Genomic DNA, 15,003 nt, shown 5'->3' with positions numbered 1-15,003 from the left:
GACGACATCCGTGAACCGAACAACGAGGAGAGAAGTGAACCATCCATCCACCCGCAGGCTGCGTACAGCGGCCTCCGCGGCCCTGCTGACCGTCACGGCCCTGTTGGCGACCGCGTGCGGCGGGAACGCGCAGGACGGCTCCGACGGGGCGTCGGGCGGCACGGGAGCGGGTTCGTCCTCCGTCACCGTCACGGACAGCGCGAAGCGACGGGTCACCTTCCCGGACGGCCCGATCGACAAGGTCGCCGTCGTCGGCGGCTTCAACGTCGACCTCGCGCTCGCCCTCGGCGCCCGCGACCAGATCGTCGGCATCGACGAGAAGACGATCGGCCAGGAGAACTTCGCCGGCTTCCCGTCGAGCCTGTCGATCGGCGCCAGCGCCGACGCGCTGAACTACGAGCGCATCGTGGCGAGCGGCGCACAGGCCGTCGTGCTCTACGCCAACCAGCCGTGGCAGGCGGCGGAGACCTCGCTGAAGCAGGCGGGCGTCAAGGTGCTGGTGGTGAGCTCCTGGGTGTCGCAGGACTGGAAGACCAACGTGCGGCTCCTCGGCAAGGTGCTGGGGCGCGACAAGGAGGCCGCGAAGGTCCTCGCCTTCACCGACAAGGTCGGCGCCCTCACGGCCCGGGCCGGGCAGGAGTCCACGCGGGCCACCGCCTACTACGAGGACAACGCCGGAAAGACCAGCGGCGTGGAGGGCGGCAAGACCCTCGCCTTCGGCGACGCACACGTCAGGAGCATCTTCGCCGACAGCCCCGGCAACACCATCGACTCCGACCCGGCGGCCGTACTGGCCGCCGACCCCGACATCATCGTGGTGGAGACCGACAACCTCTACGGCGGCCGGTCCGACGCCGATTACAGGGCGATCGCCGACAAACTGCTCGCCCGGCCTGGCTGGAAGAACCTGAAGGCCGTACGGAACGGCAAGCTCTTCCTGTTCAACCCGTGGGCCTTCGACCTGGCGGGCAACCAGATCTCGCCGCTCTTCTTCGCGTCGTTCGCCTACCCTGACCGCTACCAGGACGTAGACCCGCTGTCCGTCGTGGAGGAGTGGTCGAAGGACTTCATCGGGGCCACGAAGTTCACGCCGCAGGGCTACGTGTATCAGGTGGCGGCGCAGTGACCGGGCGCGTCCGGACGGGGCTCGCGCCGGTATCCGTCCGGACGCGTCCCCTGCCGGGCCACATGGAGTCGAAGAGAGGGGCAGCGCCTGCCGGTTCGGCCGGTAGTGACGCCCGACCGGCGCACACACCGGCCGACGTGAACTCCGCGCGGGCGAACGAGACGATGGCCGAAGAACTCACGAAGGAACACCCTGACGTACCGGACGTACCGGATGTCCTGGACGCCGAGGACATCGCGGACGCCGGACAGCTCGACGACGACTGGCTCGCCCACCACATCGCGGCAGCCGGGTCCGCCGAGTCCGTGGTGCCGCTCCTCGAACGCAGGATCCGGGAGGGCACGATCCGCCCGGGCACGCGGCTGCCCACGATCCGCGCCCTGAGCGAGCAGTCCGGGGTGAGCTTCCGGAACATCCGCGACGCCCTCGCCGTGCTGCGGGGCAAGGGCCTCGTGGAGACACGGCGGCGGGGCGGCACCGTGGTCGCCGACCCCCTCGCCACCCCCCGCCCCGCACCGGCCGCCGAATCCGCCGGTACGGACGCGGCGGCGCCGAACCAGGCCGGCGAACTCGCGCACGCCTCGTCCGACCCGGAACTCCTGCCGGACCTGGCCGAAGCGCTGGCCGCCGGGCTGCGGAGCCCGGGGCTCCACTCCAACGTCCGGCAGTACATCACCGACCGGCTGCGGACCGTCGCCCAGCGGGACTGGCCGTTCGCCGCCGAGACCTACATCGCCGGAGGCAGCGGCGCGGAGGCCGCGCTGCTCTGCGTCGCCACGCTGGCCGGGCCGAGCGGGAAGCTCGCCATCGACGTCCCCATCAACCCCGGCCTCCTCGACCACATCCGGCGCCTCGGCCTCGACGTGTTCCAGGTGCCCGCCGACGCGTACGGCGCCGACCCGGCAGCCCTCGCCAGGGCTCTGGAGCAGGGCGCCCGGACCTACCTGTTCCAGCCCACCGGCCCGTACGCCATGACGCCCCCCGCGACCGCCGCGCGCATCGCGGAACTCGCCGAGGTCATCGCCCGCTTCGACGACGACGTCGTCGTGGTGGAGGACGACGCGGTGGGCCCCCTCGCCAACGTGCCGGGCCCGACGTTCGGCACCGTACTCCCCGGACAGGCGGTACGCGTACGGTCGTTCTGCCGGTCGTACGGGTCCGACCTGCGCACCTCCGTGATCGGCGGACCGCGCGAGGCCGTGGAGCGCATCCGCGACAACCGCAGCTACGGGCTGGCCGTCAACAGCCGCATCCTGCAGGACGCGCTGGCCCACCTCATCGAGAGCTCCACCACCGCCCGGACGCTCAAGCGGGCGCGCGGCGTGTACGCCAAACGCAAGGCGGCGCTCGCCGACGCGCTGCTGCGCCGCGACATCCCCAGCCTCTCCGGCCCGAACGCCCAGTTCCTCTGGATCGAGGTGAACAGCGAGGTCGACACCCTCATCGACCTCGCCACCGCCGGCTACTCGGTCGGCGCGGGCAGCCGCAGCTTCGTCGAACCACCCACCGCCGGACACCTCCGCATCGCCACCCTCCGGCTGCCCGACGACCCGGCGGCGATCGACCGGATCGCCGACGCGATCGGGCGCGCGATGCACGGGCAGATGCGCGACCTCTACGCCTGAGGCCCGCGGTCCCCGGCGGGTGCCGTCCCGCGCGGTGTCCGGCGGGCCACGGCCCGGGGGGTGCGGTACCCGAAGCGGCCCGACCCGCCCCGACCCGCCGGACACCGACCGGCCGAAGACATGTACCGAAGGAGACCAACGTGACCGGACCCTCGCGGGCGACGCTCGGGCTGAACCTGAACGTCAAGCCCGCCGGCTCGCACCCCGCCGCGTGGCGCCACCCCGCCGTGGACCTGGCGGAGATCAACGACATCGACGCGCTGCTCGACATCGCCCGCACCGCCGAACGCGGCGGCTTCGACGCCCTGTTCCTCGCCGACAAGCTCACCTTCTCGCGCGAACCCGCCGCCGTGGCACCGGCGTTCGAGCCGCTCACCCTGCTCTCCGCACTGGCCGTCGGCACCAGCCGCATCGGCCTGATAGGCAGCGTCTCGACCACCTACTCCGACCCCTTCGTCGTCGCCCGCCAGACCGCCTCCCTGGACCGGATCAGCCGCGGCCGCTTCGGCTGGAACGTGGTGACCAGCGCCATCCCCGCCGCCGCCCGGAACTTCGGACAGGACACCCTCCCCGAACACGCCGCCCGCTACCGCAGGGCCGAAGAGTTCGTGACGGCCGTCAAGAAGCTCTGGGACAGCTGGGAGGACGGAGCGATCGTCGAGGACCGCGACCGGGGCCGGTACGTCGACCCGGAGAAGATCCACGCCGTCGACCACGCGGGCGAACACTTCCGGATCGCCGGACCGCTCAACTCCCCCCGCCCGCCCCAGGGCTGGCCCGTCATCGTGCAGGCCGGCTCCTCCGGCGACGGCCGCTCCCTGGCCGCCCGGCACGCCGACTCCGTGTACACCGTGGCCAGTTCGGCCGAGGAGGGCCGCGCCTTCCGTACCGACCTGCGCGCCCGCGCCGTAGCCGAGGGGCGCGATCCGGACTCGGTGCGGGTCTTCACCGGCTTCCGCGTCCTCGTCGCCGCCACCACGGACGAAGCGCGCGCCCTCGAAGCCGAGTTGAACCGGCTCGCCGACCCCCGTCATGTGCTCGGACAGATCGCCCTGTTCAGCGGCTACGACCTGAACCACCTGCCGCTCGACGCCCCGCTGCCCCCGGTGCCTCCGGTCGAGAGCTCCCAGTCCTACCGGTCCCACCTGCTGGCGGTTCACCGCTTCGTGGAGCGTGAACGCCCGCGCACGGTAAGGGAGTTCGCCCGGGGCCTCGGGGGCGGACTCGGTGCGGACAACCTGCTCGTCGGGGACGCCGCCACGGTCGCCGACGAGCTGGAGGAGTGGTTCCGGGCCGGGGCGCTGGACGGTGTCAACCTCCAGCCGGACCTGCTGCGCCAGGGCACGTACGCGATGGTCGAGCACCTCGTCCCCGAACTGCGGCGGCGCGGCCTGCGCCCGCCCGCGTACCCGGGCACGACCCTGCGCGGACACTACGGGCTCAGCCGCCCGGCGCGACGGGCCGGAGCCGTCGCCCATGCCTGAGACGGCGATACCGGACGAGCGCGTCGTGGTCGTGGTGGGCGGCGGCTTCCGGGGGACGTCGGTCCTGGAACGGCTGGTGGCGAACCTGGCGGAGTTCCGGCCGTCCGGCGGACGGCTGCGCCTGGTCTCCGTCGACGAACACCCGCCGGGCCCCGGCCGCATCTGGCGCACCGACCAGTGCGCCGACCTGCTCATGAACACCCCGGCGTCGGCCTTCACCGTGTGGCCGGACGCCTCGGTCAGCAGCGAGGGGCCGAAGGTCTCCGGACCGAGTCTCTGGGAGTGGCAGCGACGGGTCGCCGAAGCCCTGGACGCGCCGGAGGGGACGGAGGCGGGCGGCTTCGGCGCACCCGGCACCGGCCGCCCCGTCCTCGGCCGGGCGCTCGCCGCCGACCTGGCCCGGCGCCCCGGGCTCGCGGCCTCCGTCAGGGCCGCGACCGCCGACACCTGCACCCCGCGCGTGTTGCTCGGCCACTACCTGACCTGGTGCCACGAGACGGTGACCGGCTCCCTCCCGCAGGGGGTGCGCCACGACTGGTGGCGCGACCGGGCGACCGACGTCGAGCGGACCGGCGGGCGCTACCGCGTCACCCTCGCGAGCGGGGCCGCACCGCTCCTCGCCGACGCCGTGATCCTCTGCACCGGCTGGTCCACCCCCGCCCGCGACCACTCGCCGGCCCGCGACCACCGGCCCGCCCGCCCCGGCCCGGCGGTCCGGCGCCTCGGCGGCGACAACGCGAGCGACCAGGACCTGTCCGACGCCAAGCCCGGCGCGGACGTCGTGGTCGAAGGGCTCGGCCTGAGCTTCTTCGACGTCACCACCCTGCTCACGGTGGGCCGGGGCGGACGCTTCGTACCCGACGGCACCACGCCGTACGGGCTGCGTTACGAGCCCTCCGGCCAGGAGCCGGTGGTGCACGCCACCTCGCGGCACGGGGTCCCGTACTGGGGGCGCCCGGGCACCGCCGTACCGGACGGGGCGGGCCGGCACCGCTTCCTCACCGAGGCGCTGCGCGGTCTGCCCCGCCCGGGGCGGTTCGACGGGGTGGGCGCGGCGATCGCCCGCGACACCCACACGGACTACTACGCGCACCTCGCGACGGTGAACCCGGACGCCTTCGCGGTCCCTCCGGGACGCCTGCTGGACGCGCTCGCCGTCCTGCCGCCCGAGGGCCCGGAGTGGCGGGAAGCGGTCGCCGAGGCGGTACCCGAACCGGAGCTCCGGCTCGACCTGGACGGCGACGCGGCACTCGCGGTGCGGCAGTGGTCCGGTCCGGAGGCGTTCGGGGACGCGATCAGGGCCCGCCTGCTCCTCGACCTCGCCGAGACCGCCAGGGGCGCCGCGAGCAGCCTCAAGGTCGCGCACCGGTCGTTCGGCAAGGCGCGCGGAGTGCTGGTCGCAGCGGTGCAGGACGGCGGGCTCACCGCCGAGAGCCACTCCGGCGGCTACGCGGACTACCTCGACCTGGCGTTCCGGCTGAACAACGGCCCGCCGCCGGTACGGCTGCGGCAGCTCCTCGCCCTGCACGACTCCGGCCTGGTCCGGTTCCTCGGACCACGCGCCACCCCCGAGGACCGCCCCGACCCGACCGGGTCCGCCCGGTGGAGCTCACCGGCCGTGCCCGGCGGCGGAGTCCGCGCGGACCTGGTGATCGAGGCGCGCGTCCCGGCCCCGAACCTCCACACCGGGACCGACCCGCTGCTGCGGGCGCTGCGCCGCCGGGGGCTCGCGGAGCCGTTCCGCCTGGAGTCGGCCGACGGGCCCGTACCCACCGCCGCACCCCGCGCCGACCCGCTGACCGGACGCCTGCACGGGCCGGGCGGGACGGCGGACGGAGCCGACGGCCCCGGGCCGCAGCTCTACGCCCTCGGTGTCCTCATGCGCGACACCCGCGTCTCCTCGCTGGCCGCGCCCGCACCGGGCGCCGACGCGGTGGCCCTGCGGGAGACCGACCGTACGGCCCGGAGCGTGCTGGCCGGGGTGTGGAGCGGCCTCCCCGGGAGCGGCGCGGGCCGCAGGCCGGAACCGTACGGGGCGGCCGCCGCCGAGGACAGGACGACGAGAGAGGTACGAGGGTGACGACGGATACCGGAGCGGACGAGGCCCTGATCTCGGCCGCTCAACTGCTGGACCTGCGGGACCTGTTGGACCTGCCCGAGGAACGGGGGAGCGGCCGCGCCCTCGTCCTGCTGGAGGTCGGACGCGAGCCGGCCGACGCCCCGGACGCCTCGGAGCGGCTGCCCGGCGCCCACTACGTCGCCCTCTCCACCCAGCTCGCCGGCGCACCCCGGCCGGGCTCCGGCAGATACCCGCTGCCGAGCGCCGAAGAGATCCAGCGGCAGGTGCGGCGCTGGGGCATCGGCGACGGCTCGGTCGTCGTCGTCCACACCCGCTCGGATCCCCAACTGGCCACCCGCGCCTGGTGGGTTCTCAGCTGGGCGGGCGTGCCCGACGTCCGCTTCCTGGACGGCGGCGTCGACGCGTGGGTCGCCGCGGGCGGCCCGCTCGGCAGCGCCGAACCGGCCGAGGGCGGCGGTACGTTCACCGTGGCGACGGGCTCGCTGCCGACGCTCGACGCGGAGGGGGCCGCCCGCCTCGCCCGGTCCGGCACGCTGATCGACGCCCGCCCGGCCGCCGCCTACACGGGGGAGGACGGCGGCGGGCACATCCCCGGCGCGCTGAACCTGCCCGTCGCGGCGCACTTCGGCCCGGACGGCCGGCTGAAGGGCCGGGACGAACTGCGCGCCCTGTACGCCGGTCTCGGCGCGGAAGACGGCACCGAAATCGGCCTGTACTGCGGCGGCGGTGTCGCCGCCACCTTCGGCCTTTTCGTTCTGAGCACCCTCGGTGTTCCGGGCCGGCTGTATCCCGGCTCCTGGTCGGAATGGAGTGCCGACCCGTCCCGCCCCGTCGCCGGCGGTGACACGCCGGGCTGAAAAGGCCCCCTTTTTTCGCTTCCCCCTCCCGCCCGCATGCCCCGGCCGGCGGACGAACACGAACACCACACAGAGGAAGAATTCGATGGAATACACGCGTCTCGGAAAGTCCGGCCTGGTCACCTCGCGGCTGATCATCGGGTGCATGAGCTTCGGCGAACCCGATCGCGGACCGCACCCGTGGTCCGTCGGGATCGACGGGGCCCGGCCGGTCGTCCGTGCGGCACTCGAGGCCGGAATCAACTGTTTCGACACCGCGAACGTGTACTCCGCGGGGTCGAGCGAGGAAATCATCGGCGCCCTCATCAAGGAGTTCGGGGTACGCGAGGAGGTCGTCCTCGCGACCAAGGTGAACGGCCGGATGGGCCCCGGCCCGAAGGGCGGCGGACTGTCCCGCGGCGCCATCCTGAGCCAGGTCGACGCGAGCCTGCGCCGTCTCGGCACCGACTACATCGACCTGTACCAGATCCACCGCCTGGACCGTTCCGTCCCGGTGGAGGAGACCCTCGAAACCCTGCACGACCTGGTGCGTTCCGGGAAGGTCCGGTACATCGGAGCCTCCTCGATGCACGCCCGCGAGTTCGTCCGGGCGCAGTACGTCGCGGACCTGCACGGCTGGACCCGTTTCGTCTCGATGCAGGACCACTACAGCCTGTTGATGCGGGAGGAGGAGCGCGAGATGCACCCCTTCTGCCTCGAAGAGGGCATCGGCGTGATCCCGTGGAGCCCGCTGGCCCGTGGCCGGCTGGCCCGTGAATGGGGCACGGTCACCCACCGGCTCCAGACGGACGAGCCGGGCGCCGGCTTCTACAACCAGGCGCTGGAGTCGGACCACGCCATCGTGGACGAGGTGGGCGCCGTCGCCGCGGAGCGGGGGCTCACCCGGGCCCAGGTGGCCCTGGCCTGGAACCTCCACCAGCCCGCGGTCAGCGCCCCGATCGTCGGCGTCAGCACCGTCGAGCAGCTCCAGGACCTGGTGGGGGCGGTCGACGTCAAGCTCGACCAGGACGAGACCGCGCGCCTGGAGGCGCCGTACACACCGCGCCGGCCGGCCGGTTTCTAGGAATTCTCCACCACGGGTCTGAATCATAAATGGTCATTGAAATTATGATTCGAGCCCGCGGTGGGGCGTTACGTGCTTGTACGCAGGGCATTGAGGAAATAGAGTTCGAGGCGGCGAGACGGGTTCCCGTAGAATTTCGGATCAAAAGTGCGGGGCCCGTTCAGTCGAATCATAAATACCGAGGAGGATCGCTCGCATGGCCAATCCCGAGACGCGCGTCATTCACCACCCCGACCAGCTGATCGAGCCCGAAGTCGCCGAGAAGAAGCGCCAGTCGGGCGCCCTCTTCATCGATGTGCGCCGGGATCGCCCGGATGCGCCGAAGGGCGGGATCGAGGGTGCGGTGAAGGTGGGCAAGGAGCGTGCCGACGAGCTGCTCGACCCCGCGTCGCCGAGTCTGATACCGCAGCTTTCCGATCTGGCGGACGGCAGCGAGATCGTGGTCTTCTGCAATTCGGAATTCGGCTCCGATCCCATCATCGAGAAACTGAACGCGTACGGGTACCGCAATGTCACCCACGTCCGGGGCGGATTCGCGCGCTGGCAGGCCGAAGCGCTGCCGACCGTCGACCCCGTGACCGTCGCCCCCGCGTCGGCCGTCGATCCCCTGCCGGCCGCCGACCCGCTGCCCGCCGGAGACCAGTAGTGGCCGCCGGGCCGCCGCGGCGGATCCATCTGGCGATGTCGGTCGGGCGGCCCGCCGGACAGCTCTGGCGGCGGAAGGACAGCCGCATCGAGGAGGCGTTCTCGCTCCCTCTGCTCTCCGAGGTCGCCCGGGCCGCCGAGGACGCGAAGTTCGACGCGCTGTTCCGCGCCGACAACATGCGCCTCGACCCCTCGCGGGTCCGGGCGAGCGGCCCGCCGCACTACCTGGAGCCGATGGTCGTCCTCTCGGCGCTGATGGCGCGTACCGAGCACATCGGCCTCATCGGCACGGCGTCGACCACCTTCAACGCGCCGTACACGCTGGCCCGCCAGTTCGCCTCCCTGGACCACCTCAGCGGGGGCCGCGCCGGGTGGAACATGGTCACCTCCACGGTCGGCGAGGAGAACTACGGCGACCAGCCGCTGCCCCCCAAGGCCGCCCGGTACGCCCGTGCCCGCGAGTTCGTGGACGTCGCCATCGGCCTCTGGGAGAGCTGGGAGCCCGACGCGCTGGTCCTCGACCGCGAGGCCGGAGTCTTCGCGGACGAGGCACGCATCCGCCCGCTCGGCCACCGCGGCGAACACTTCCAGGTCGCGGGCCCGCTCAACATTCACCGGCCACCGCAGGGAAGGCCGGTACTCGTCCAGGCCGGCCGCTCCGAGGAGGGCCGCGACTTCGCCGCGACCTACGCCGACGTGGTCTTCGCCGCCGCCGACGACGTCGCCGGCGCCCAGGCGTTCTACGCCGACATGAAGGACCGCGCCCGGCGCAAGGGTCGCGACCCGGAGTCGCTGAAGATCCTCCTCGGCACCCATGTCGTCCTCGGCGCCACCGAGGCCGACGCGAGAGCGCTGGAGAGCGAATGGGTCGACGGCATCGACATCGACAAGGCCGTCGCCTACCTCCAGACGGTCGTCAGCCCTCATCTGCGGCTCGCCGAACTCCCGCTCGACGCACCGATTCCGCTCACCCTGCTCGAAGAGGCCGAGGCGCTGCGCGACGAGCGGTACCAGCGGGGTGCCGCCTGGCTGCGCACCCATCACCGGCGGACCGTACGGCAGTTGGCGGTCAAGCACCGGCAGGACAGCCTGCACCTCGGATTCACCGGAACACCCGAACAGGTGGCCGCCGAGCTGGCCGGACTCTTCCAGGAGCGCGCCGCGGACGGGTTCGTCCTCTCGCACAGCCATCTCCCCGAAGGACTCGACCTGCTGACCCGGGGCGTGGTGCCCGCGCTGCGCCGCGCGGGGCTCTTCCGGCACGACTACGAGGGGCCGACCCTCAAGCACCACCTGGGCATCGCCTGACCCGCGCGCGACGGTCACCGCCCGGTTCCCGAAGGGCTGTTCGGGAACCGGGCGGGCCTTTCCCGCGAACAGCCCCGTGGCGGTGAGTAAATGGCCCATCGCGCACCGCTCACGACCGGCGGACGCTACCGTGGTCGCCGTGGAAGACCTCGACGCCGAAGAAGCCGACAAGTGGCCTCTCCCGCCTCCCTGGATGTGGGACTGCGAAGACTGCGTGACCCTGTACCGGCGGATGAGGGAAGCGCCCGAACTCGCGGCGGCGGCCCGGGAGGAGGTGGGCCCGGGCATCGACTGCGACCCCTTCGACCAGGTGATCACCACCCAGATCAGGCTCTCCCAGCACATCGCCAACCAGCACACGGCCCACGTGCCCGGCACCGTCGCGTCCTGCGGGCGGTGCGCCTCGGACGCGGTGTCCACGACGATGCCGCGAGCCCTGGTCCTGGAGCACCGGGCCCGGCACCTGGTCGTCCCGCCCAGCATCGTGGGCGGCATCTGAGAGCGGGCGGCATCCGGAAGCGGTTGCCATCCGGGTGCGGCCTGCAGCCGGGAGCGGTTGCCGTCCGGGTGCGACCGGCATCCGGGAGGCGGATCCGGACGGAAGCCCCTACGCGTCCTCCTCCGGCAGCACCGGGGCGAACCCGATCAGCCCGAGCCGCTGGGTCGCCCGGGTCAGCGCCACGTACAGGTCGTTGACCCCGCGCGGGGAGCCGGTCCTGATGCGTTCGGGCGCCACGACGACCACCGAGTCGAACTCCAGCCCCTTGGACTGCCGCGCGTCCAGGATCACCACTGGGGCCGCGAGGTCGGGGTCAGGTCCGAACGAGGCGCCGGGCAGGGCCTCGGCCAGCTCGACGTGGAGCTCCCGCGGGGCGATCACCGCGAGCTTCCCCTCGTACCGGGCCTCCCGGGCGACGGCCTCGGCCGCCGTACGTACCAGCTTCTCCGGCTCGGCGGTCAGGGTCCACGGCGCGACACCCGTGGACCGCACCGACCGGGGCGGCTCGAAGGACGGATCGGTCTCGCGCCGGACCTCGGCGGCCGTCTCCATGATCTCCTTCGGCGTACGGTAGTTGACGTCCAGGCGGGTGTGCTCCCAGCGGTCGCCGACGTACGGGCCGAGGATGCCCGCCCAGGAGTCGGCCCCGGCCGCCGAACCGGTCTGCGCCGGATCGCCGACCAGCGTCATGGAGCGGGTCGGGCAGCGGCGCATCAGCAACCGCCAGGCCATCGCGGAGAGTTCCTGCGCCTCGTCGACGATGATGTGACCGAAGGCCCAGGTCCGGTCGGCGGCGGCGCGCTCGGCCGCGCTGCGGTGATCCGCCTCCTCCTGGCGCTCGGCGAAGCGTTCGGCGTCGATGATGTCGTGCGCGGAGAGGATCTCCGCGTCGTCCTCGTCCTCGAAGTCGGTGGAGCGGGAGCCTTCCGAGAGGTCCAGCACGCCCTGGGCGTACGCGATCCGCTTCCGGCGCTCCGCCTCCTCGGCCGCCCGGAGGGCGCTGTCGTCCTCGCCGAGCAGCTCGGCCGCCTCGTCGAGCAGCGGGATGTCGGCGGGGGTCCACTCCGTGCGGTCCGTCAGCCCGGTGGGGTCCGTGTCGTCGCGGCGGACCGCCTCCGCCTCCCCGGGCAGGAGCCCGGTGGGGGCCGCGAGATAGGCGGCGAGGAACTCCCCGGGGGTGAGGCGCGGCCAGAGGCCGTCGATCGCCGCGTGCACCTCCTCGTTCCCGGCCACTTCCTCGTGCAGCTGCTCGACGTCGGAGGGGTCGAGCAGGTTGGGGCCGCCGAGCGGATCGGCCCCGATGCGGTCCGCGAGCTGCCGGGTCAGCGCGTCGACGATCCCCGCGGCGAACGGGCGGCGGGCGAGGTTGTGCGGCAGTCCGGTGTCACGTGCCTCCGCCCTGACCCGGCCGACCGTCTCGCGGTCGAGCAGCAGGGTGTCCCGGTCATGGGCGATCTCGACGGGGTCGACGGGCAGCCGTTGAAGGCCGGCGACCGCCCCGCGCAGCGCCTCCGCCATCCGAGCCGCCCCCTTGACGGCCGCGGCCTCCGGGGTGTCGGTGCCGGTGGCCCGTACCCCGGGGAAGAGCTCGTCCGGGGTGGCCAGCAGCACGCCGGTCTCGCCCAGGGAGGGCAGCACGTTGCCGATGTAGCCGAGGAAGGCGGGGTTGGGGCCGACGATCAGCACCGCGCGGCGCGCCAGCTGCTCCCGGTACGCGTACAGGAGGTACGCGGCACGGTGCAGGGCCACCGCCGTCTTGCCGGTGCCGGGCCCGCCCTCCACGACGAGCACACCCCGGTGCGGGGCGCGGATGATGCGGTCCTGCTCGGCCTGGATGGTCCGCACGATGTCGGTCATGCGGCCGGTACGGGTGGCGTTCACGGCCGCCAGCAGCACGGCGTCGCCGTTGGGGTCCTCGTGGCCGGTGCGGAGCGCGGGCGCGGTCTCGTCCAGATCCAGGATCTCGTCGTGCAGGGCGGTGACCCGGCGTTCGCGTGTGGTCAGGTGTCTGCGGCGGCGGAGCCCCATGGGGGTGTGGCCCGTCGCCAGGTAGAACGGGCGGGCCACCGGGGCGCGCCAGTCGATGAGCAGCGGGGTGCGCGCCTCGTCCTCGTCGCGGATGCCGAGCCGGCCGATGTGGTGGTGCTCGCCGTCGCGGAGGTCGATACGGCCGAAACAGAGCCCGTCCTCCACGGCGTTCAGCGTGGCGAGGCGGTCCGACTGCTCGGCGACCGTGACGTCCCGCTCCAGCCGCGCCTGGCGGCTGTGCACGGGCTGCCCCAGCGAACCCCGCACGGCGCCCTCGGCCCCTTCCCGCAGGGCGTCGAGACGCTCGTGGAGCAGGGTGACGAATTCCTGCTCGCGAACCATTTCCTCGCTTGACAATGTGACTCCATAAAAGATAAGGTGAGCCCTGTGAATTTCTTCCGTGATGTCGCCGGAAGGTTGCGCGAAGTTGACGCATCGAAATCACGGAAATATTCAGTTTAAGCAGACGAACACCTCGGACGCCAATGCGGTCCGGGGTATTTTTTTGTGTTCCCGGCCGGTTGCGTCCGTTCTGTTCGCGGCCCGCGCTGCTCGGTTCGCGTCCCCTGCGCGTTTCCTGCGCGTTTCCTGCCGTACGGCTCCGTCCCCGGCCGTCCGGGGAGGATGCCGCCCCGCGTGCGCGCGGCGTAGCCTTCCGGCATGGATTCTTCCGCCGAGTGTCCGTCCGGTACGGACGCGGCCGTCCCAGGACCGCGCCCCACCGGGCGGCCCGCCGTCGACGGCCCCATGGCCGCGCCCGAGGTCACGTACACGGAGTGCCGCCGGTGCGGCACCCTCATCGCCGGTCTGGACGGGCGCTACGCCTGCCCGGGCTGCGGCTGGGTCAACGACCACTCGGAGGGGCACCGCGCCCTGCCGACCGCCGAGGACGACCCCGACTTCCCGGGACCGGCCGGCGCCCGTCGCCGTACGGGTACGGGCGCCGGCACCGGCGCGGTGCGGGCGAAGGGTGCGGCCCGGCGCGGTCCGGCGCACGAGGCGCACTGAGGCGCACGAGGCGCACGGGACGTCGGAGGCGCGGGCGGACTGACAGGGGACGGGCGCGGGACCCGGAAGCGCGGCGGGCCGGGCAGGCGGGGGCGGGGTGTCGGTGCCAGGGGCGCCGACGTCAAGGGCGCCGGGGCGCCAGAAGGGTGTCGATCCGGGTCGCGAAACCGTCCAGCAGGCGTTGCAGCCCGAACTCGAAAAGCATGTCGAGATCGAAGTCGTAACCGGCCGCGGCGATGCGCTCCAGCGTCGGGAACGCACCGGTCGAGAGTGCCTCCCGGAGTTGTGATTCCTGCGTCTCCATCCACTCGTCGCTCGTCAGGCCGGTGAATTCCTCGGCCACGACTTCGGGCTCGATATTGATCGCCGTACCGCGCACGTAATTGAACAGCGTGACGTGGAGCGTGAAGTGCGTCTGGCCGTCGAGGCCGTGTCCGTCCAGCGCCCGAAGCACCCACTCGGTGAAAGGCAGGGCCCCGGCGAGCAGCTGCGGCCGGGTCACCGAGAGCGCGGGCGCGAGCCACGGATGGCGGCGGAACGTCTCCCACAGCAGCCGGGCGGCGATTTCCAGCCGCGCCCGCCAGCCCGCCGGGGGATCGGCGGGGAAGTGCCACTCGGAGCAGGCGGTCTCCATCATCTGCGTCATCAGGTCGTCCTTGTCGGTCACGTGCCGGTAGAGCGACATGGTCGCCGCCCCCAGCTCGTTGGCCACCCGCCGCATCGAGACCGCGCCCAGCCCCTCGGCGTCGGCGACCGCGATGGCCGTCGCGATGATCCGCTCCTGGGCGAGCGCGACGGCCGGCCCGCCCACGACGGCCGGTCCGCCCACGACGGCCGGTCCGCTCACGATGCGAGCCGGGGCCCGGGCCGCAGGCGTGCCGGACTCCGGAGCGGCGGCCGGGCGGCGCGCCCGCGCGGCGCGCTCGACCACCGTGCCGACGCCGGACACCGGACGGACCAGCCCCTCGTGGCGCAGCTCGGCGATGACCTTGGTCGCGGTGGCCATGGCGACCCCCCACTGGCGGGCGATCTCCCGGGTGGACGGGATGCGGTCGCCGGGGCCGAGCTCCCCCGACTCGATCCGCTGCCGCAGAACCGCGGCGATCCGGCGGTAGGGCGGCTCCTGCGGCAGCGCCCGCCGTGCTTCGCCGTGCTGTTCCTCCGGCCGCTCCATGACGCCTCCGTACTAGTGCACCTCTGCGGGTCCGCACTGTACTGCCTGCCTGCGAGGGAAGGCGGAAGTCTCCGGAAACCGTCGGCAGAACGGGATCGCCGGCCCG

General features: G+C 73.0%; 12 protein-coding genes. 10 read left to right on the top strand and 2 right to left on the bottom strand.

Translation table 11 applies throughout. The annotated features are described in order from the left end of the window. The first annotated feature begins 34 nt into the window (after positions 1–34). The 9 genes from ACWCWD_RS26025 to ACWCWD_RS25985 all read left to right on the top strand — a co-directional run bounded on the left by ACWCWD_RS26025 (position 35) and on the right by ACWCWD_RS25985 (position 10,687). Complete coding sequence (locus tag ACWCWD_RS26025; protein WP_450776186.1) at positions 35–1,126, top strand: ABC transporter substrate-binding protein; 1,092 nt, start codon at positions 35–37, stop codon at positions 1,124–1,126. 137 nt (positions 1,127–1,263) lie between these two features. Beyond that, positions 1,264–2,751 (top strand): aminotransferase class I/II-fold pyridoxal phosphate-dependent enzyme, encoded by a 1,488-nt coding sequence (locus ACWCWD_RS26020; RefSeq protein WP_450776184.1) that lies wholly within the window; start codon positions 1,264–1,266, stop codon positions 2,749–2,751. 140 nt (positions 2,752–2,891) lie between these two features. After that, the gene (locus ACWCWD_RS26015) at positions 2,892–4,235 is read left to right on the top strand and encodes an LLM class flavin-dependent oxidoreductase (protein WP_450776182.1); all 1,344 of its coding nucleotides are present in this window, start codon (positions 2,892–2,894) and stop codon (positions 4,233–4,235) included. Next, a complete protein-coding gene (locus tag ACWCWD_RS26010; protein WP_450776180.1) occupies positions 4,228–6,315 on the top strand; it encodes an FAD/NAD(P)-binding protein in 2,088 nt (695 codons plus the stop codon). Before ACWCWD_RS26015 ends, ACWCWD_RS26010 begins: the two co-directional genes overlap by 8 nt. Then, on the top strand, positions 6,312–7,172 hold the full coding sequence (locus ACWCWD_RS26005) for a sulfurtransferase (protein ID WP_450776178.1): 861 nt from the start codon (positions 6,312–6,314) through the stop codon (positions 7,170–7,172). The genes ACWCWD_RS26010 and ACWCWD_RS26005 overlap by 4 nt, the downstream gene beginning before the upstream one ends. Positions 7,173–7,257: 85 nt before the next feature. Then, complete coding sequence (locus ACWCWD_RS26000) at positions 7,258–8,235, top strand: aldo/keto reductase (protein ID WP_450776176.1); 978 nt, start codon at positions 7,258–7,260, stop codon at positions 8,233–8,235. Between the two features lie 196 nt (positions 8,236–8,431). Then, on the top strand, positions 8,432–8,881 hold the full coding sequence (locus tag ACWCWD_RS25995; protein ID WP_450776174.1) for a rhodanese-like domain-containing protein: 450 nt from the start codon (positions 8,432–8,434) through the stop codon (positions 8,879–8,881). 35 nt (positions 8,882–8,916) lie between these two features. Further along, positions 8,917–10,188 (top strand): NtaA/DmoA family FMN-dependent monooxygenase, encoded by a 1,272-nt coding sequence (locus tag ACWCWD_RS25990; protein ID WP_450776172.1) that lies wholly within the window; start codon positions 8,917–8,919, stop codon positions 10,186–10,188. 139 nt (positions 10,189–10,327) lie between these two features. Continuing rightward, the gene (locus tag ACWCWD_RS25985; protein WP_450776170.1) at positions 10,328–10,687 is read left to right on the top strand and encodes a hypothetical protein; all 360 of its coding nucleotides are present in this window, start codon (positions 10,328–10,330) and stop codon (positions 10,685–10,687) included. A gap of 108 nt (positions 10,688–10,795) precedes the next feature. On the opposite strand, the gene ACWCWD_RS25980 is transcribed toward ACWCWD_RS25985, so the two are convergent. Further along, complete coding sequence (locus ACWCWD_RS25980; protein ID WP_450776384.1) at positions 10,796–13,057, bottom strand: HelD family protein; 2,262 nt, start codon at positions 13,055–13,057, stop codon at positions 10,796–10,798. Between the two features lie 318 nt (positions 13,058–13,375). Between ACWCWD_RS25980 and ACWCWD_RS25975 the strand changes: the two genes are divergently transcribed. Next, positions 13,376–13,723, top strand: a complete 348-nt coding sequence (locus ACWCWD_RS25975; RefSeq protein ID WP_450776168.1) for a hypothetical protein — start codon at positions 13,376–13,378, stop codon at positions 13,721–13,723. 121 nt (positions 13,724–13,844) lie between these two features. Here ACWCWD_RS25975 and ACWCWD_RS25970 read toward each other — a convergent pair whose 3' ends face one another. After that, the gene (locus tag ACWCWD_RS25970; RefSeq protein ID WP_450776166.1) at positions 13,845–14,897 is read right to left on the bottom strand and encodes a TetR/AcrR family transcriptional regulator C-terminal domain-containing protein; all 1,053 of its coding nucleotides are present in this window, start codon (positions 14,895–14,897) and stop codon (positions 13,845–13,847) included. Positions 14,898–15,003 lie beyond the last annotated feature (106 nt).

It is taken from the genome of Streptomyces sp. NPDC001493 (assembly GCF_053597235.1).
The sequence above is the reverse complement of the archived record's forward strand: the minus strand, read 5'-3'. Positions and strand labels throughout refer to the sequence as shown.